Raw genomic sequence first — 19,578 nt, forward strand, 5'->3', positions numbered from 1 at the left:
AAATGAGTGAGCCGGGATCCAGTTTTTTAGTTTTGAGGGAAAAAATAATTGGATACCGGATAGCTCGATTTTGTGCCCAACGCCCTATATGCCCACTATACATGGGCACATAGGCAGCGTTGGACAAAATCTGCTTCCGGCATGACGGCCAAGACGGATCAAAGTACCTCTTATCCAAAACTCAGGTTAAATTAGTGCCATTCCTTAAAGTGTATACTTGGTTGATCCCAATTTCTCTTAAAAAATCTTCATCATGAGAAATAACGATCAGAGCTGCTGGATAATTGCGTAGAACCTCGATCATATGTTGCCTCGTTTCAAGATCAAGATTGTTGGTAACCTCATCCAATATCAGCAATTTTGGTGTACAAGCTGCAATTTGTGCCAAAGATAGGCGAGCTTTTTCTCCACCAGAAAGTTGTTTAACCGATGCCTCTATTTCTTCATTTTTGCGAAATAAAAAATCATTCAGATGACGCCGCACCTGTGCATGCGACCAGGAAGGCACAAGATCGTGTATTGACTCCAATACCGTAGATTCTGGGGGCAATGTCGCATAATGCTGATCGAGATATCCGATATCTTGTGTGTTTGGGGTATGCCAATCGCCATCTTTGACAACATTTGGATTTCCTACAATTGCTTTGATCAGAGTGGATTTCCCGCTGCCATTATCACCGTTTATAGCGATACGATCCCTTGAGGAAATGGAAAAGGTGATGTCGCGTAACATTGGGGCTTGGTTGCAATATCTAACTGTACCGTTGTGTGTAGAAACCAAAGTACAATCTCTGATTTGAGAAGCTGATATTGAAAATTTTGGTACAATTACCTCAGGCGCTTGCAAACTGGATAACTGCTCTACTAAATTCTGCCTTTTCTGCTCAATTGCGGCTTTCCTGCCTCCTGTTGTTTGTGCAGCCCGATTGGCCTTGGCTTTGCTTACAACAGTTGGCCATTTTCTTTGGTTGATACTTTTTTGTCCCTTAGCTTTACTTTTTGAGGCGCGATGTTGCTCTTTCATTAATACTCGATGCATGTCTTTTTTCTGAGATGCCAACTGCGATAGTTTTTGCTCAATTGCTGCACGCTTGATGTTGGCTTCACGCCTGTAATCGTCATAAGAGCCAGAAAACACCTGCACTTGGCCATCGATGATATGCCATAAGGTATCACTACAGTTGCGCAACAGCTCTTTATCGTGAGAGACTACAATGAGCGTTCCTTGGTACCCTGCCAACATTCGCATCAAGCTTTTGCGATTTTTGCTGTCCAAATGGTTGGTTGGTTCATCCAAAAGCAACACATTAGGATTCTTGGCTAACGCAGCAGAGATCGCTTTATTTAGGCGCTGTCCACCACTTAGTGAATCAAATACTTCAATGACTTGTGGAACATAGCCAAATTTCACATCGTTTGGGATATTAATGCTACCCGAAGTGGACTCAAACATCCCTTGCAATATTTTCAGCACAGTCGATTTCCCGCAGCCATTTTGGCCAATGATAGCAATACGACTGCCAAAGTGAATTTGGGTGGTGAAATTCTCAAAGCAGATTTTGTGAGGAAAAGAAAGACCAAGGTCTTTGATCGAAATTGGTTTATGCATCATATTTATCTCTTAAATTTGTTCAGGGGTAAGGTATAGTGGCCTATAGCAGGCCTTTTAAAATTTCACCCTAAAAGGGCAATTTTAAGAGAGATTGTCCATGACGCTGTTAAAACCTCGAGTTTGATGAGTTGGTTGATGTCATTGTCTGATCTACGCAGACACTGTTCTTTTAACTTAAGTAGTGTAGCCTATATGATTTGTCAAGGAAACTGATACCCCAAAATCCTTCACCAAAAAATTGATAATACCACTCTACCTGAATCGCATCAACGGTTTGGGTGCGCTGCGAGCTCACCAAACTTTCACCCAATGGGTGAAAGAACTTACCCCTTACTTGGGTAAATGAGCACTTTGAGTGCACCAGAAAACTAACAGTTTGATTCAGCTTCAGTATAACCAACAAAAAAATGGGATCCTGGACGTTGTATTTGGAATTCATTGGCCTTACCGGCCATGAACTCAAAATGCAACGTCCAGAATGACGGCCGAGGAGGTTGTAACCTCGATTTTAACCATCCTGAAAAAGACTCCTGACTCAAACGTTTTTCAAAAGAGCCCATTTGGTTCTTGTCAATCTTTCTGGAACACGATATGAAAATGGTATGTGACTCTTTAACGAAAGGTAATTTTTTAATCATGCGTATTTTTCTAACCGTTTTATGCCTCACTCTTGTACCATCAGTAACTCTAGCAGCAACTAAAAATACAGCACCAAAACAAATTGGTAAGTATGGTGACTGGACAGCTTTTGTGATGACCCAAAATGGGCGCAAAGTTTGCTATATGGCATCCTTTCCAAAGAAAAAAGAAGGAAAGTATACCAAGCGTGGTGATGTTTATGCGCTTGTCACTCACCGTCCCCGAGAAAACAGCTTTAATGTTGTAAGCTTGCAAGCAGGTTACCCCTTTTCAGAAGGGGCAACTGTTATTGCAACGATTGACGGTAAGCAACACAAGTTATTTGCTGAGGCTGAAACAGCCTGGGCCCCAAGAGGTTCAGACAAGCCCTTAACGACAGCCATGAGCCGGGGCGCAAACATGATTGTGACTGGAACCTCCAGGCGTGGTACCAAGACCAAGGATACTTACTCTTTGAAAGGTTCCTTGCAGGCGTTGCGGGCGATTAATAAGGCTTGTGGAACTCGGTAGGTTTAAACGCACCCACCAGAAACCCCCATCATTTTATGAACACTCCTCATTGTCTCTTGAGCTATTTTGTTAGCCTGTTGTGCTCCGGCTGCTAGAGTTGCATCAATAAAAGCAGGGTCCTTTAAGAGTTGTTCAATTTTTTTGCCAATGGGCCGAAGCTGCTCAACCAAAATTTCGGTTAAGGCTGGTTTAAAAGCAGAGAAATTTTGTCCTGCAAATTGCTGGCACACCTGTTGCCGGGGCACACCTGAAAGAGCAGCATAGATATTAACCAGGTTGTTGGCTTCAGGCCGGCCTTCCAAATCCGCCTCATTTTCTGGCAAAACATCTGCATCTGTTTTGGCTTTGCGGATTTTAAGGGCAATGGTATCAGCGTCATCTAGCAACAGAATCCGGGAAAAATCAGAAGGATCCGATTTGCTCATTTTGTTGGCCCCATCGCGCAGGCTCATCACCCGTGTGGCGGATCCAAAAATTTCAGGTTCCGGCAGCGGAAAATAATCTTGCCCGTGGCGATGATTAAAAGCTGCTGCAATGTCTCGGGACAGCTCTAAGTGTTGCTTTTGGTCGTCGCCTACGGGGACATGGGTAGCACGATATAGCAAAATATCTGCTGCCATCAATACTGGGTATGCATAGAGTCCAAGCGAGGCTTTTTCTTTGTGCTTGCCGGCTTTTTCCTTAAACTGCGTCATGCGGTTCAGCCAGCCCATTGGCGTCAGGCAGCCCAGTAACCAAGCGAGTTCACTATGACCTGGAACACTGCTTTGCTGGAAAATGGCAGATTTTTTTGGATTAATACCTGCGGCAATATAAGCGGCAGCAACGGATCTGATGCCAGAGCGCAATTCACTCGGTTTAATAGGCACAGTGAGTGCATGCAAATCGACGATACAAAACAGGCACTCGTGCTGATCTTGAAATGTGAGCCAGTTGCAGATGGCGCCGAGATAATTTCCAAGATGTAGATGGCCTGTGGGTTGAATGCCAGAGAGAATTCGATGCGTCACGTGTTTGCTCCTATAGGTAGCTCAGAGATCAGTTTCGTTGAAATTGTACCTTAAGTTCTCGAAAATCAAAAAGCTTTGTCATATATCCCAGCAGTGTGTACACACAAACACCACCACCGACCAACACCATCAACCCAAAAAGTCGCAAGGGCCAATTGTATGCCATCCAGGGCATCACTAGATATTTGGCAACTTCTAAATAGGTGCTCAAACCGATGCACGTGATGACAAGGTTAACGGCAAAACGCTTGAGTTTGGGTGTGAACACGAGAAACTTTCGTTTCCTTAGGGCGGTCGCCAACAGAACGACATTAACCCATGCAGCACTGGCGGTTGCAAGGGCAATGCCCACGTGATGAAAAGAGCGGATCAGAAGGAGGCTTAGGGCAATATCCACAGCTACAGAAATGCCGGCAAAAATAACCGGCGTAGTGGTGTTTTCTTGTGCATAAAAACTAGTATTAAGAATCTTGGTGAGCACATAGGCTGGAAGCCCCCAAGCGAGAGCCATTAGGGCATTGGCCGTTGCCTGACTCGACTGCGGATCAAATCTTCCATGCTCAAACAGGGTGCTGATAATAGGTTGGGCCAAAAACACCAGGCCAACGGTTGCTGGCATGGTGATAAGAAGAGCGTATTCAATGCCTTGATTTTGGCTATCTCTGGCATTGTCAAACTCTCCAGCACGCCATTGCTTAGATAATAGGGGTAACAATACAGTACTCATTGCCGTACCGATGACACTAAGAGGCAATTGAGTTAAGCGCTCAGCGTAATAGAGGTAGGACATACCACCGATGGGCAGTACTGATGCAATCAAGGTTGCAATCACGATATTGATTTGGTGGACACCTGATCCCAGTCCAGCTGGTCCCATGCGAGCAAGAAATTTTATGACGTGTGGAGTTAGGCGTGGTCGTCTAGGTTTGAGATTAAACCCTAAACGATAGCACGGTACCGATACCCACATCAGCTGGATGAGGCCACACCCAAGAATGGATAATGAGAGGATGATGCCTGGTTGCTGAAAGAGAGGATAAAGGCTTATCGAAAGCAAGAGAATAAAGATATTACCAGCCATAGGTGAAGCGGCAACCGCTGCAAATCTTTCAAAAGAATTGAGAATGCCCCCATAGAGTGCCGTAAGTGAGATAAAGAAAATAAATGGAAAAGTAATTTGAGAGAATTGAATCGCTAACTGCAACCGCTCCGGAGTGTGGCGAAATCCTGGAGCGCAAATCGGTAAGATCCAAGGCATCAAAGCGACAGTAGCTACCACAAAGATAATCAGAATTACGAGTAAAATCGAAAAAATGTCTTCTGCAAACTCTTTGGCTTTTTGTTTGCCTTGGGTGCGGGCAATTCCAGCAAACAATGGGATGAATGAGGCATTGAGTGCACCCTCGGCTAATAATCTGCGAAACAGGCTCGGTAGTTTAATTGCAACTACCAGGGCGTCCATTGCCGGACCTGCGCCTAATAGAAAAGCAATTAGAATGTCTCGGGCAAAGCCGCCGACCCGGCTACCTATGGTAAAACCACCCACGGTGGTCATTGAACGTAAAAGTTTCATAAACGTTTATAATCCTCCGTAATAAATTAGCATTGTCACTACTCATTTTTCACCTTACTCAACTTCGACCCTCAACCGCAAGTTTTCTTTTATTTCCCTAAAATCCAAGGCCTGCATCAGGTAAGCCCCAAAAACATAAGCTGCAAATCCGATCAGAATCAGACCAATAAGAGACAGAAAACGGCTAAGCTCTGAGGTCTGTTCCATGATGGCAAAAAAATAACTGCATGCACTGACAACAGCGACCATCACGAGACAGCTTGCCAAGAATCGTGGCAGCCTTTGGTAAAGCCGTCGATCAGGCAATAACAGCTTCGAATTTGCGAGTTGATATATCAACCAACCCGCATTCACCCAAGAAGCAAGAGCTGTTGCAAGAGCGATGCCGACGTATCCAAGGGGAAAGAACAGGATAAAGTTGAGAATAACATTGGCGATAACAGCAAGCACAGCAGCATGTAAGGGAATTTTGGTATTGTGATGGGCAAAAAAAGTTGTGGCAAACACTTTAACCATGACGTAGGCAGGAAGGCCTATGGAAAAGGCTGCAAGGCACTGGGCTGTGGCAATGGTTTCTGTTCTTGTGAATTTTCCACGTTCAAAAAGCGTGCAAATCATAGGCTCAGCCAGGAAAAACAAGGCAAAGGTTGCAGGAAAAATCAGGAAAAAGGAAAATTCGAGGGAGCGATTTTGTGTCTGACGAGCATCAACTTTTTTTCCCAACTCAAGTTGTTGCGAAAGAGCCGGCAGTAAAGCTGTGCTAATGGCCACACCGACCAAACTTAGCGGCAGCTGAATCAAACGATCGGCATAGACAATGTAGGAAATGGCTCCAGCCGGCAAGTATGACAGAAAGATAGTCCCGATCAACATGTTGACTTGCACTACTCCTGCAGCCAGACTTGCCGGCAACATTAATGACATCAGGCGTCGAACAGGTTCCGTGAGCCGTGGAAAATTCAACTGAATTTGAATGCAAGACCTGCGGGTTTCAAAGCGCACCCAAGCCAGCTGTCCGATACCCGCCAGAGTCACAGCCCAGGCAATGGCGTGCCCTGGAGTAGGTAGTTGTGTTGCAAAAAATACCAGAGCAAAGATCATGGTAATATTCAATATGACGGGTGCAGCAGCTCCAACTGCAAACCGGTGCAGCGAGTTTAAAATGCCAGTAAACAGTGCTGCAATAGAGATAAGGAGAATATAGGGAAAGGTGATGCGGGTGAAATAAACCGTCATCTCAAAGCGTTCAGGTGTTTCAGAAAAACCTGGGGCAATCACATACATCAGCCAGGGAATGGTAATTTCGACAAAAACAACCAGGGCAATGAGGATAAAGGTTAGCATAGAGTAAATTTGTGATGCACATAAACAAGCTGCACTCTGGCTTTCACGCACCAACAGCCTTGAGAAGGTGGGCACAAAGGCAGCATTAAATGCCCCTTCGGCAAACAAACGTCTAAAGAAATTGGGAAAGCGAAAGGCGACAAAGAAGGCATCTGCAACAGGGCCAGCCCCTAAGATTGATGCAATCAAAATATCACGCACAAAACCCAAAATACGGCTAAGTACGGTAAAGCTGCTGACAGTGATGATAGAGCGAACCAGTTGCATGGGTTCCTACTGTAAGGTATTTGCCAGCAATTATAAATGGGGAAATTTTACTCGCCAAATTTTCTAGCGACGGCCTTCTTTTTTCCCTTTAAAAATTGCACTATCAAAAGAAGCGCTGGGTCTTTTGGCTCCACCTGGGCTGTTCTCGCAACCGCTCAGTACAAAGACAGTGCTAATGATAGCTGCAAAAAACGCTGTTGGATAAAATTTTTTTATCTTTTTATAAGTCATTATCAAAATCCCCCCTGTGTACTATTACAATATTATTGTAATATTATTTTTGTTAATTTGTTGTTAATATGGTATATTGTAATATTTATATAAAATCTGAAATCAGGTTTACTTGAAACTACTCTCATGCGTGATTCAAAGTTGCCCTTCCAGTCCAGTGAAAACGGTTTGTTCTTAAACCTCCATGTGACAGCAAAAGCGTCCAGAAATTGCATTGGCCCAGTCGTTCAAGAAGCTGATGGTCGTATGGCGCTCAAAGTATATGTTACAGCTGTACCAGATGCTGGAAAGGCGAATGCTGCTGTGATAGAGTTACTCGCCAAGGTGTGGAAGATCCCTAAGTCAGCTTTTGCAATTGCTCGAGGAAGCACGCATCGCCGAAAAGTTTTTGAAATCTCAGGTGACTTACAGGCGTTACAACACAAGATTCAGTTGAGTTTGTTCAAGGAGAGTTCATGAAAATCGCACTTGTCGTCGATGACATCGTTTATAATCGCGAGCTTTTCGCGCGTCACCTTGAATCGCTTGGATTTAAGGTGCTACACGCCGGCAATGGTCAAGAAGCACTTGAAATCTTAAGACGTACAAAGGTGAGTGTCTTGTTGTTGGATCATTTTATGCCAATTATGACCGGTTTAGATCTTTTGCAAGCCATAGCCCTTGAATTTCCTGATTTTGCCACACCTGTCATTATGATGAGTACTACCCAAAGCATTAACCGGCTTGCTGTTGCCGAAAGGGGAGCTTGGGATTGGGTGGAAAAACCTGCCTCACTTGCTGCGATTCGAGCCGTGTTGCAGCGTGTAGGCGTGTTCGATTATTAAAAACTTAATGTAACCTGAATTTTGGATAAGAGGTGCTTTAATCTGCATCTGCCGCAGGGCTGTTCAGTGAAAATGGGCTACTATAACTTAATAACTAAAACAATATTTGCAAAAGTTAATAAATGCTTAATAATTTATTTGTTATAATAAATATATCAGAGTAATACTTTGATTATTTATTTTTTAATTGAAAATTAGGTGATGTTATGAGTGAAATAAATGGTATTAACTACAATACTAAATTAATTATCACGGATGTGATAATAGAAAATTACCAGTTTGATGTCAGCACGGGTGAAATTACGCTCCACGATTCCACCGAACCTGCTTTTTTCACCGTTGAGCAGCCGGGGTTGCTATTGGCTTCAGAAACAACAGCCCCAGGGATTGCGCCGCGTCAGCCACTCCAACTTCCGCCAGAATCACCTGAGGTAGCTCCAGAATCTCCAGTTGAGGTTGAACCTGAACCTGAAGTTGAAGCTGAACCTGAAGTTGAGCCAGAAGCACCTCCAGAACCTGGAACCTCTCAGTATGTTTTCACATTTTCCAGCCAATTGACAGCTCCAGGCACCCAAGCAGGAGATGCACAACAGGCAATGTTTGCTGAGGCAAATGTTTCTCCATTTGGAAGAGTCATTATTGGTAATGATATTCCAGGTCTATTTCCTGGGCCTTTCATTGGATTTGAGCCGTTTGAAGTAATAGAACGCGAAGAGTTTGAAGCTCCTCTTGAAGACGAAGACGTTCCAGAGGAGGTTTTTGTTGCTGTCCCTGTTGTAGTCGAGGAAGAGTTATGCCCTGACATTCCAGGCATTGAACTGATTTTAAACAACATGGATTCTACCACAACAACGGGGTTAGCCTCTGTTCAGGGGCCAACTTTTGTTGACCCAGCAGGCAATGCAACACCACTAATAGGTTTAGAAGAGGAAACAAGGATTTTCGTGGATGCGACAAATCCCATCAATCCCACCATTCTTTTAGGGGCTGGGGTGCCAATAGAGGTTCCTGTAGACGTCTTTTCATTCGTCATTGGCAGTGAATTCAATGACATTTTGATTGGCCGTATTGCACCATTAGAGAGCTTTGAATTATTTTTTGCCGGGAATGGGAATGACCTCTTGATTGGTGAAAAGCGCTTAGGCATTCAACAAATCGAGGAAGTTGAAATTTTCACAGATGTTGCAGGGCTCATTGATCTGCTTGGGCTAGATTCTTCACGTTATCCCGGCGGCGATAATGTGGGAAGTTTGCAAGACAGCCTGCATGGCGAAGATTGTAATGACACGATTTTTGGTGAATATGAAACTTTGGGTCTTGCGCTAGAGGATCAGCATGTTGTTGTAAAGGTGGCAGAGCCTGAGCCACCGGCAGATGAAAAAGAGCAGCGCACCTTACCGCCTTTGCAGTTGACTGGGCAAAATTTGTTAACTGGTGGCAGTGATAACGATACAATTGCTGGCAATATTGGAAAAATTGAATTTACTGCAAGCGGGGATACTTCAGCCGGAGAATTCACTGATTTTTTTGAATATGCTGGTGTCATTAATTTATCTGATATCGACGATATTTCAGAGGGGCAACTATTTTTATTTTTTGAATTTTCACTGGTTGCAGTTTCAGGTGTATCATACCAATTTGCAGCAGATCAAATCTTTGGTGATCAATCTCAACCTCGCGATGGCGCAGGACTTATTGACGCTGAACGTCCCGGTCAAGATAATCTTACAGGTGATGTCTTTGACGTTACCTACACTAGCACCAATGTTGTTGGCCGAGCATTTGAAGAATTCATTGAACACTACTCAGTTGTTGGGCAGTTACCTGATGATTTTCTTTTCGATCTCGAGAACCAGCCAGGAAGTTTTAGTAACCTACTAGTATTTGCTGGAGATCGTATTGAAGGAGGAGACGAAAACGACAAAATTCGCGGAGATTTTGCTAATATCACCTATACGGCCCAATTTGCAGGAGTTGCTTTAGGTGACCTGGGAGGAGTGTCTTCTTCAGCTCAAGTTACAGGTGTTCATGATTTCATCCCAGAAAGCCAAAATGTGCTGCTGGGTGGAGAAGGCGATGATCAGATTTGGGGTAACGGCGAACGAGTCACGGCAATCGCAATCAGTGCTCGAACAGAAGCTCTGGAGGAGGCAATCTCTGAAGCAATCGTCGATGTGCAACAGCGGTATTCCGGTGATGCTATCGGCGGAGATACAGGCGACCCAACGAGTGGTTTTGCTGGTCTTGGAGATGGCACGGGCAACGATCTCATTGTCGGTGATGTTGGAACACAAGAATATCGGGCCACTGCACAATCGGCACACGTCGAGTCTATTTTTTCTCCTTTTCTGGCAACAACGATGGCTGAGGTTAGAGGAGATATTACCTATGGAGCTGATGATATTTGCGGTGATGGCTGTGCAGGAAATGAAACAGCTGCTCAGGGAACCGGAAATGACACAATTTGGGGCGATGAGCAAACTTCATTTTGGGAGGCCTTAGCTGAATCAGCACGTATTGATATCTCATCTCCTAGTAGTTCTAGCTCCAGAAATGCATCTGTCACTGTTGTAGCAATGCCTTGGGTGACTTATGGGAGTGATCAAATTGTAACAGCCGGAGGAGAAAATGTTGTTTATGGCGACAGTCAAAGTGCAACAGTAAGCCTTAGAACAGCAAGATCTGAAGTGGTGGTTTTGTCGGGAGAAGGGTCCTTCCTGAATAATGCGACAGTTGCAGCGACAAGTTCTGCCATGCTTAGTGCATCCTATGTCTTGGGGGCAAATTTTATTGATGCCTTTGGGTCAGAGTCGGGCAACGTCTGGGGTAACATGGAAGAGCTGATATGGGAAGCAGGAGCCGCTGGATCCCATGTTGAAGGTGGAGGGACAGGTAACACCTATACTGCCTCGACACAAATTAATATTATAGGTAGTGAAATCTCAGCAGCAACCCGAGGGGAATCGTCTATAAATGACATCATCATCGGCTTGCAAGGAATACAAAACACGGTCGGTGATATTGCAACTCTTCGCATTACCGCTGCTGTTCTAGCTGATACCACATCAGCACTTGTTGGTGCAGGAAATAGTGTCGGTGTTGATACAAGCTATCAGGCAGCTTCGCAAATTAATTTTGGCACTGCCGATGAACCAATAGCCATCACTTTTGGCAACGATCAATTTGCGGGGCTAGAAAACAACATTTGGTTGGATATTAAAACCATTGACATTGATCTTAAATCCGGTCCTGCAATCGCCCAAATTGCCAATTTAAGCATGGCTGAATCTCTCGTCACTTCGCGTAATGTCAACATTAACTTTGGGGATGATGTTGCCAATTTCCTTGAAGGAGGCGAATTTATAGGCCCTGCCGCTGACAAGGTTATCTACGCTGATTTTGAAGAAATGATATTGAATTTTCAAGCTGGAGACAGCGCACTTGTGGGTAATCCCGATGATATAGGTAACGATGTGATCGCCAGATCCAGAGTTGACGTAGAAGATTTTACTATTACAACCGGCGTGGATACTGGATCTGGTGCAGACGGTGCATTAGAGATTGGCCGTGGCAGCGATATGTTCTTTGGTGAAGGTAAAAATATAACGATTGTCCTGCAATCGGGCATAAGCACGGTCGGAGATGGGAGTTCGCCTTCGAATGAAATGGCGGCAGAAGATGAAATGATCACCAGAGCGGAATCAACCGTCAATGGCCGGTTTGACCTTATCTTCCAACCAGAAAAAATTGACGTTGGAGGATCAGGCCTTCAAGAAGACGGCAATGATCTGATCGTTGGTGATGTTCAAGGGGTAACTCTAGAATTCTTGGCTAGTTTTGCTGCAACGGGAGACGGCAACTTAAATAGGGTTGATGCCAGTGCAACTTCCATTGGCTCAAACATCACTTATGGCAATGATGAAATCTCATCTGGAACTGGTGATGATATAGTTGAATCTGATGGCCGGCAATTGACCTACCGAGTGATTGCAGGCACAGCTATTGCAGGTGATGGCGATTTTAATACGGTTTTAGCCGAAGCTAAAGCTGAGAATATCACGATTATGACCGGAGATGATGTTGTAGATGCCGGCTCAGGTAATGATATTATCCGAGGCGATCCTGATATTTTGTTCGAAGTCAAAGGTGGAGTCGTTGTTTTTGGAACAGGCACTGATAATAACGGTTCCGCCGAGGCAATTGCCATTGGTAATATTATTACCTTGGGTTCTGATATCATCATTTCAACTGGAACTAATACTGTTTTTGCTGACAGTGAAATATTTGAGTTCATTGTCGAAGACGGCACAGTAAATGGTATTGCAACTTTAGGACCCAATACGATTATTGAAGGCAATAAAATCAGCTTTGGTGATGATACGATAATTGATGGTGAAGGTGATAGTATGCTGTTTGGTGATCCGGTACAGGTACAAATTCCTGAAAGCATTTCCGAGTGGGACGGAGAGGGAGAAGAACCGGATCAATACATCAAATGGGGCGATGATACGTTCATTCCCGGTGCTGGCAATGACATCATTGATGGTGGTCAAGGCGTTCTTGACAGTGATACGGTCAGTTATGAATACATTACAGATCCCACTCAACACGTTGAGGTGAATCTTGGTGACATTGTTGTTATAAACGGCGGAACCTTTGTTGAATCCAAAGTTTTAGGCGATACTGGGGATATTTTAGAAACCGATCTTTTTGTTGTCCATAATGATTTTAGTAGCATTGAAAATATTACTGGCAGCCTTGGTGACGATATTTTGATTGGTGACGTTCGGGGTAATGTCCTTGACGGTGGCGACGGTGCTGATCTACTCATTGGTGATTTACTAGAATTTAAATGGGAAGTCATCGCTGGAGATAATACTTCCGCTGAATCTAGTAATAATTCAGTCTCCTTTGGCGGAGATACTCTCATTGGTGGCCTTGGAAATGATGTCCTCATTGGTGATGTGGAGATGTTTATTTGGACTATAAAAGGTGGTACAGCCATCGCTAATGGTATCGATCTCACTATGGATATCAGAGCTGATGCCAGTGCGATGTCCAGTAATAATACTGTTAGCTTTGGTGACGATATCCTTAATGCAGGAGGTGGGGATGACTTCCTCATTGGAGATGTGAAAACATTTACCTGGACCATAATGGGAGGAATGGCAATCGATAATAGTATTGATTCGAATGATGATCCAGAAAATGAAGAAGAAGATGCTGATGCTCGAGCTTTTTCCCAAGAGAATACACTTGTGTTTGGGAATGACGACCTCAATGGAGGGGTCGGAAATGATCATCTTATCGGTGATGTAGAGAAATTCGATTGGATGACGATGGGCGGAGAGGCAACTGTTACAATGAGTGATCCAGATTTTAATAGAGACGCTACTGCACGTGCCTTTTCTGACGAGAATGATCTTACTTTTGGCGATGATGATCTGGATGGTGCTCAAGGAGATGATAATCTTGTTGGCGATGTGCAAGAATTCAATTGGAGTGTGATCGGTGGAATGACGGATGTCCCTGTTCCTTTGTCCCGTGCTTCTACCTCAGCAAGATCTCGTGATAACACAATTACATTTGGGATGGACACCCTAGACGGAGGCGAAGGAGTGGATTACATTATTGGGGATGTGGGTATCTTCAATTGGAACCTAAAGGCAGGAATGGCAACGTCTACCGGTAACGTTTCTGCTCTTGCTAGTACTTCTTCTGGTAATTCAACGATTATATTTGGGAACGATGGGCTCAATGGAGGAGCCGGAAATGATCATCTTGTTGGTGATGTGAAAGAATTTAAGTGGGATCTGCAAGCTGGCATTGCCTTTGGTGATAACCAAGTCGCAAATCAAGAAATCCTTGGCGTTACTACTAATGCCAGTTCTTTTGAGAATATGCTTCATTTTGGCAACGATGTCCTAGATGGTGCTCAAGGAGATGATCATCTCATTGGTGATGTAGAGTTCTTCGTTTGGAGTCTTATCGGTGGAATGGCAACTGCTGGCGGTAATGCTGAGGCTCTAGTTGAAGTTATAGCCAGCACTATGGCCGGCGAAAATACTTTAACTTTCGGCAATGATATGCTCAATGCCGGAGACGGGAATGATAATCTGATCGGTGATGTAGAAAAATTCGATTGGGTGACAATGGGCGGGGAGGCAACTATCACCATGAGCGATGAAGAGGATGATAGAGATGCCGATGCCCAGGCTCTTTTAGAACGCAACACACTTATGTTTGGGGACGATGAACTCAATGGAGGAGCTGGAAATGATCATCTTGTTGGTGATGTAGAATTATTCGTTTGGAGTCTTACTGGTGGAATGGCGACTGCTGGCGGTAATGTTGGGACTTTAGTCGAAGTGACAGCCAGAGCTAGGGCCGTTGGAAGTACTTTAACTTTTGGCAACGATATGCTCAATGCCGGAGACGGGAATGATAAGTTGGTCGGTGATGTACAAACATTCAATTGGAATTTGCAGGGAGGAATTGCGCCTGCTACTGGAGAAGCTGCTACTGTTGTGATCAGATCTAGTGTCCAAGTTTTTTTCGAAAGAAATATGGTTACCTTTGGCGATGACATCCTCAATGCTGGAGACGGTCTCGACCATATCATCGGTGATGTAGAGAAATTTGATTGGGTGGTAATGGGCGGAGAGGCAACTGTCACCATGAGCGATGAAGGGTTTAGTAGAGATGCCAATGCCCGGGCTTTTTCAGAAAGCAACACACTTATATTTGGGGACGATAAACTCAATGGAGGAGCTGGAAATGATCATCTTGTTGGTGATGTGAAAGAATTTAGATGGGAGCTGCAAGCTGGTATCGCCTTTGGTGATAACCAAGTTGCAGACCAAGAACCCCTTGAAATTGGTATTGAAGTCTTTTCTATTGAAATTGAAGATATGCTTCATTTTGGCGACGATGAACTAGATGGTGCTCAAGGAGATGATCACCTGGTTGGTGATGTAGAATTATTCGTTTGGAGTCTTACCGGTGGAATGGCGACTGCTGATGGTAATGCTGGGGCTCTAGTTGAGGTGAGAGCCTTAGCTGCAGCCGGGGCCGGCGAAAATAATTTAACTTTTGGCAGTGATATCCTCAATGCCGGAGACGGTCTCGACCATATCATCGGTGATGTAGAGAAATTCGATTGGGTGACAATGGGCGGAGAGGCAACTGCCACCATGAGCGATGAAGGATTTAGTAGAAATGCCGATGCCCGGGCTCTTTTAGGAGGCAACACACTTAGATTTGGGGACGATGAACTCAATGGAGGAGCGGGAAATGATCGTCTCATTGGGGATGTGGAGATCTTCAGCTGGAGCCTTACTGGTGGAACATCAGTCGCCACTGGCGGCGATGCCATAGCCATAGCTGTGGCTGAAGCAATAGAAAATAATATCACCTTTGGTGATGATCAACTCAACGGAGGTCTAGGCAATGATGAAATGTGGGGTGATGTTAGGGAATTTGCAGTGACCTTGGATGAAACCGATGGTCCAGTGATCTTTGAAAACAACAGCCTTACCTTAGGTCAAGATACATTTATCTTTGATCTTGACACCAACTTTGGTGATGATGTCATCGGTGATTTTGATACATTGGGTGGAGACGAAGGAATCCCATCTGATCTCAGTGGAATATTTGTTGGCTTTCCTGAAGGAATGGATGGCAACTCACTTTCCCGTACAGATGATATCCTGCAATTTGCAACCACGGATAATACATTCGATCTAGGTAATCTTCTCGCCATATCGCAGGTTGTTGATGATGGCGCTGGTGCAGCAAAATTAGAGTTTGATCTGGATGAAGATGATGACTTTGATGATGCCTCTATCACCTTTGCCAACATCGACTTTATTGCAGGTGCAAACGTTATAACCGATTATGTTGATGCTTTGCAGATTGTAACACCTGCATAAAACGTAACTGCTCGGGTTACTTACGTTCTGTTAAGACTCGATGGGGCATAGTATACTGAAGCTGAATCAAACCGTTGGTTTTCTGATACGCTCAAGGTGCTCATTCATCAGTGTAAACTACGCGCTTTTTGCTTTCATAAAACTCAACGTTTTGATTCAACATGGGTATGAAAAGAAAACGTTGGTAAGGAAGGTTTCATTGTCGCTGCAACCGATCAGTGGGCTTGCAAAGATTGCAGAGCAATTTGATGTTTATTTCATTGACATCTATGGTGTGATCCATGACGGTACCTCTATTTATCCTGGTGCATTGCATTGCCTGGAGGCTTTGGCACTGGCTGGAAAATCTGTGCTTTTGCTTACGAATACACCGGCTCGTTCCCAGGTGATTGTCAAAAGACTTGAGACGATTGGTATTCCCCCCTCTCTCTATCAACACGTGATTTCTTCTGGAGAAGTAGCTTATCGCCACATTATTGAGCGCTCTGACAGTTGGTATGCTCGGCTGGGTGATCATTGCTATTTTATAGGACCTTCGCATTCCAGTCTCTTGGAAGGGAGCGCGGTTCGCTTGGTGAGCGATATTGATCGGGCTGATTTTATCATTGCAGCAGGTCCAGATGATTGGCACACGCAACTTGCTGATTATGAAGAAACTCTCCAGCAGGCTGTGGTAAAAAAGTTACCGCTTATATGTGCAAATCCCAATCGAGGCAGCTCGTTGAAAGTTCAAGCTGGGGATATCGCGCATTTCTATGAGACATTAGGGGGAGAAGCGCATTATCACGGGAAACCCTATCTCACTTTTTATGAGACCGCACTAAACTGTTATCCGCAGATTGACAAAAACCGTGTATTGGTTATTGGTGATGCACTTGAGGTAGATATTAGAGGAGCGCTTGCCATGCAGCTTGCGTGCGCTTGGGTGACGGGTGGTTTGCATAGCTATGAATTGGAGGCTGCACACGGGATTCCTGCCGACGAAAAGGCTGTGCGTAAGACATGTGACGCTTACGGCTCTGTTCCCGATTACACAATTCCTGGATTGATTTGGTAAGAGGTAAGCGATATATTGGATACAGATGGTTCAGCAAATTTCACACACATCATGCGCTGCGGGTATAGCAGTATAAGAAAATGTCTTTTTATCTGATTTTTTCATCTCTGCTCATCTTTATTTTACTCATTCTATCGTCATTCTTTTCTGCTGCGGAAACTGCGGTGATTGCTTCCTCAAAAGCTCGTCTTTATAACTTGGTTAAAGAGGGAAACCGCCGGGCAAAGATTGTTGTTCGTTTGCGGAGAAACATGGGGCGGCTCGTGAGTTCGCTGCTGGTTGGCGGGACACTTGTTAATATTACAGCTGCAACGCTCACGACCGGTGTATTGGTGCGCCTGTTTGGTGACGCAGGGGTTGCTTACGCGACCTTTTTAATTGGTGTATTGATTGTTTTTTATGGCGAAGTGATGCCAAAGATCTATGCGATCAATAATCCAGAAAAAACCGCTATTCGTTTTTCTGGACTTTTACGAATCGTGACAGCTGCTTTAGCGCCACTGACCCATTTCATTGAGTGGGTTGCTCGCTTGACTCTACAGTTCTTTGGGGCAAAAGTGCAAACCGATGAGCGTATTACAGCCTCAGTTGAGGAACTGAAAGGACTGATTGAACTGCATGAAGGGCCAGGCAAAGAGATGACTCATCAGCGTGATATGCTCCGCAGCATTCTCGACTTGGCGACCGTAGATGTGGATGAGATTATGACGCACCGAAAAAACGTGCTGACGATTGATATTCAAAAAGGCAGCGAGGCCATTATTGCAGAAATGTTGCAGTGTCCGTATACACGTGTTCCCCTGTGGCGTGATGATCCAGATAACATTGTAGGAGTTCTTCATGCCAAAGCCTTGTTCCGGGCTTTGCAATCTGTAAAAGGTGATGCTGCCAAAGTAAATTTATATGAAGTGGCAACTAAGCCGTGGTTTATTCCAGAAACCACCTCGTTGCTGGATCAACTGCAAGAGTTTAGAAAACGACGCGAGCACTTTGCGCTTGTGGTGGATGAATATGGAGCTCTTATGGGAGTGGTCACCCTTGAAGATATCCTCGAAGAAATTGTCGGAGAAATCGTTGACGAGCACGATATTGAATTACCTGGCGTGCGTGTTTCGCAAAACGGTGCGATTGTTGTTATGGGTACGGTGACAATTCGTGACTTAAACCGACAATTTGATTGGAATTTGCCTGATGAAGAAGCCGCCACTATTGCAGGCTTGGTCTTGCATGAAACTCGTCAAATCCCCAAAGTGGGGCAGAAATTTGTTATCCATGGTTTTCAGGTGGAGATCTTGAGGCGCCAAAGGCAGCAGATTACTTTGTTGCGCATGACTTCCCAGGCAGGAAAAGAGGACACAGAGCTTATTTAGTAGCTTGATGTATCCCTAATGGTGCTTTTCCTGTCCATCATGGGTGGCAGCCTTGATCTTTAACGCGTGGATAGGATCAGGCATCAGCTCATTAAGGGCAGCATAGATCAGGCGATGTCGTTCTACTCGATTCAGATTTTGAAACTTTTGACTGGCAATTTGCACCGCAAAATGGCTTTCTCCCGTTGCAGGTGTTTGGGCATGCCCCTGATGTTTGTGGGACTCATTTGTGATCTCTAAAGTGGCATCAGGAAAATTTTGATGCAAAATATCAAAAATTTGCTGTTCAACCTTCATAAATACCTTGGAATCTTGATCATGATTTACTATATTATACCTAGATAGGCTCGAGACTGAAGAAGTTTTTTGGCCATTGTATTGTTGCGTCCCCTTCGTCTAGAGGCCTAGGACATCGCCCTCTCACGGCGGCAACAGGGGTTCGAATCCCCTAGGGGACGCCAATTAATTTCGTTTTATTTTTTCCAAACAAACTTGACATTTCAAGCTAGATATGTGACAAATGCCATTATCATGGTCGGTGCAGTGCATTGTATTGATTGCAAATTTTTAAAAGAATTCTAACCGTAACATTTAGGTGACTTAAAGATGTATGCCGTAGTTGAAGCTGGAGGAAAGCAGCACCGGGTTTCACCAGGTGATGTGATGATTGTAAACCGTCTTACTGGGGAAAGTGGGGATCAGATTGATTTACCCAATGTGTTGATGCTCGATGATGGAAAAAAACTCCAGGTTGGCAGTCCTTTTCTTGCAAAGACTGCAATCCAAGCCGAAATTCTTGAGCAAAAACGCGGTAAAAAAATTATCGTGTTTAAGAAAAAGCGCCGTCAGGGCTATCGCCGCAAGCACGGTCATCGCCAGCATCTAACGGTTTTGCGGGTGCTGGACTTTGCAGGAAGCGGTGTTGCGGCAAAAACACAAAAGGCCACAAAACCAGAAAAACCGAGTGCGGCTGCCGAGGTCAAGGAGGCACCTGTTAAGCAGGCTACTCCAACCAAAAAGCCCGCAGAAAAGACGGCAGCAGCTAAAAAGGAAGTGAAAGCAACTGCTGCAAAGGAAGCAAAGCCCAAAAAGGCAGCAGCACCGAAAAAGACAACCACCGCGGCAGCAAAGCCAAAGAAGCCTTCTAAGGTCCAAGATGCCAAGGACAAAGCGGCCAAGGACAAAGCGGCCAAGGCAAAAGAGGAGTAAC

Annotated in this window: 13 protein-coding genes and 1 tRNA gene; 8 read left to right on the plus strand and 6 right to left on the minus strand. The window is 44.6% G+C overall.

What is annotated here, in order from left to right; translation table 11 throughout:
• Positions 1-181: 181 nt before the first annotated feature.
• Positions 182-1,612 carry an ABC-F family ATP-binding cassette domain-containing protein gene (locus tag ABFQ95_01385; protein MEN8236193.1) on the minus strand — a complete coding sequence of 477 codons (1,431 nt, stop codon included), beginning with the start codon at positions 1,610-1,612 and terminating at the stop codon, positions 182-184.
• 636 nt (positions 1,613-2,248) lie between these two features.
• On the opposite strand from ABFQ95_01385, the gene ABFQ95_01390 reads away from it, so the two are divergent.
• Complete coding sequence (locus ABFQ95_01390; protein ID MEN8236194.1) at positions 2,249-2,761, plus strand: invasion associated locus B family protein; 513 nt, start codon at positions 2,249-2,251, stop codon at positions 2,759-2,761.
• 2 nt (positions 2,762-2,763) lie between these two features.
• Here ABFQ95_01390 and trpS read toward each other — a convergent pair whose 3' ends face one another.
• From trpS to ABFQ95_01410, 4 genes are all read right to left on the minus strand, one after another.
• Complete coding sequence (gene trpS, locus ABFQ95_01395) at positions 2,764-3,771, minus strand: tryptophan--tRNA ligase (protein ID MEN8236195.1); 1,008 nt, start codon at positions 3,769-3,771, stop codon at positions 2,764-2,766.
• A gap of 28 nt (positions 3,772-3,799) precedes the next feature.
• Positions 3,800-5,344 carry a murein biosynthesis integral membrane protein MurJ gene (murJ, locus tag ABFQ95_01400; protein ID MEN8236196.1) on the minus strand — a complete coding sequence of 515 codons (1,545 nt, stop codon included), beginning with the start codon at positions 5,342-5,344 and terminating at the stop codon, positions 3,800-3,802.
• A 54-nt stretch (positions 5,345-5,398) separates the two neighbouring features.
• Positions 5,399-6,955: a murein biosynthesis integral membrane protein MurJ gene (gene murJ / locus ABFQ95_01405; protein ID MEN8236197.1), complete on the minus strand. Its 1,557-nt coding sequence runs from the start codon at positions 6,953-6,955 to the stop codon at positions 5,399-5,401.
• 63 nt (positions 6,956-7,018) lie between these two features.
• Positions 7,019-7,186: a hypothetical protein gene (locus tag ABFQ95_01410; protein ID MEN8236198.1), complete on the minus strand. Its 168-nt coding sequence runs from the start codon at positions 7,184-7,186 to the stop codon at positions 7,019-7,021.
• A gap of 126 nt (positions 7,187-7,312) precedes the next feature.
• Between ABFQ95_01410 and ABFQ95_01415 the strand changes: the two genes are divergently transcribed.
• The 5 genes from ABFQ95_01415 to ABFQ95_01435 all read left to right on the plus strand — a co-directional run bounded on the left by ABFQ95_01415 (position 7,313) and on the right by ABFQ95_01435 (position 18,368).
• Positions 7,313-7,645 (plus strand): DUF167 domain-containing protein, encoded by a 333-nt coding sequence (locus ABFQ95_01415; protein MEN8236199.1) that lies wholly within the window; start codon positions 7,313-7,315, stop codon positions 7,643-7,645.
• Positions 7,642-8,010 (plus strand): response regulator, encoded by a 369-nt coding sequence (locus ABFQ95_01420; protein MEN8236200.1) that lies wholly within the window; start codon positions 7,642-7,644, stop codon positions 8,008-8,010. Before ABFQ95_01415 ends, ABFQ95_01420 begins: the two co-directional genes overlap by 4 nt.
• Positions 8,011-8,216: 206 nt before the next feature.
• Positions 8,217-15,941, plus strand: coding sequence for a hypothetical protein (locus ABFQ95_01425; protein MEN8236201.1), 7,725 nt, complete (start codon positions 8,217-8,219; stop codon positions 15,939-15,941).
• Between the two features lie 199 nt (positions 15,942-16,140).
• Complete coding sequence (locus ABFQ95_01430; GenBank protein ID MEN8236202.1) at positions 16,141-16,998, plus strand: TIGR01459 family HAD-type hydrolase; 858 nt, start codon at positions 16,141-16,143, stop codon at positions 16,996-16,998.
• An 80-nt stretch (positions 16,999-17,078) separates the two neighbouring features.
• Entirely contained in the window at positions 17,079-18,368 is a 1,290-nt protein-coding gene (locus ABFQ95_01435; GenBank protein ID MEN8236203.1) for an HlyC/CorC family transporter, read from the plus strand.
• A 15-nt stretch (positions 18,369-18,383) separates the two neighbouring features.
• Here the strand turns inward: ABFQ95_01435 and ABFQ95_01440 are convergent, their stop codons facing one another.
• Positions 18,384-18,665: a BolA family protein gene (locus ABFQ95_01440; protein ID MEN8236204.1), complete on the minus strand. Its 282-nt coding sequence runs from the start codon at positions 18,663-18,665 to the stop codon at positions 18,384-18,386.
• A gap of 88 nt (positions 18,666-18,753) precedes the next feature.
• Here ABFQ95_01440 and ABFQ95_01445 point away from each other — a divergent pair.
• A tRNA-Glu gene (locus ABFQ95_01445) sits at positions 18,754-18,829 on the plus strand.
• 145 nt (positions 18,830-18,974) lie between these two features.
• Positions 18,975-19,577 carry a 50S ribosomal protein L21 gene (rplU, locus tag ABFQ95_01450; GenBank protein ID MEN8236205.1) on the plus strand — a complete coding sequence of 201 codons (603 nt, stop codon included), beginning with the start codon at positions 18,975-18,977 and terminating at the stop codon, positions 19,575-19,577.
• Position 19,578: the final 1 nt, after the last annotated feature.

Source organism: Pseudomonadota bacterium (assembly GCA_039714795.1).
Taxonomy (GTDB): Bacteria; Pseudomonadota; Alphaproteobacteria; order JAGOMX01; family JAGOMX01; genus JBDLIP01.

What these genes read in the sequence shown, in the direction of transcription:
- ABFQ95_01385 (MEN8236193.1), bottom strand. Translation starts at nt 1,612, where the DNA reads ATGATGCATAAACCAATTTCGATCAAAGACCTTGGTCTTTCTTTTCCT.
- ABFQ95_01440 (MEN8236204.1), bottom strand. Translation starts at nt 18,665, where the DNA reads ATGAAGGTTGAACAGCAAATTTTTGATATTTTGCATCAAAATTTTCCT.
- ABFQ95_01425 (MEN8236201.1), top strand. Translation starts at nt 8,217, where the DNA reads ATGAGTGAAATAAATGGTATTAACTACAATACTAAATTAATTATCACG.
- ABFQ95_01415 (MEN8236199.1), top strand. Translation starts at nt 7,313, where the DNA reads ATGCGTGATTCAAAGTTGCCCTTCCAGTCCAGTGAAAACGGTTTGTTC.
- ABFQ95_01390 (MEN8236194.1), top strand. Translation starts at nt 2,249, where the DNA reads ATGCGTATTTTTCTAACCGTTTTATGCCTCACTCTTGTACCATCAGTA.
- ABFQ95_01420 (MEN8236200.1), top strand. Translation starts at nt 7,642, where the DNA reads ATGAAAATCGCACTTGTCGTCGATGACATCGTTTATAATCGCGAGCTT.
- ABFQ95_01435 (MEN8236203.1), top strand. Translation starts at nt 17,079, where the DNA reads ATGTCTTTTTATCTGATTTTTTCATCTCTGCTCATCTTTATTTTACTC.
- ABFQ95_01410 (MEN8236198.1), bottom strand. Translation starts at nt 7,186, where the DNA reads ATGACTTATAAAAAGATAAAAAAATTTTATCCAACAGCGTTTTTTGCA.
- rplU (MEN8236205.1), top strand. Translation starts at nt 18,975, where the DNA reads ATGTATGCCGTAGTTGAAGCTGGAGGAAAGCAGCACCGGGTTTCACCA.
- murJ (MEN8236196.1), bottom strand. Translation starts at nt 5,344, where the DNA reads ATGAAACTTTTACGTTCAATGACCACCGTGGGTGGTTTTACCATAGGT.
- murJ (MEN8236197.1), bottom strand. Translation starts at nt 6,955, where the DNA reads ATGCAACTGGTTCGCTCTATCATCACTGTCAGCAGCTTTACCGTACTT.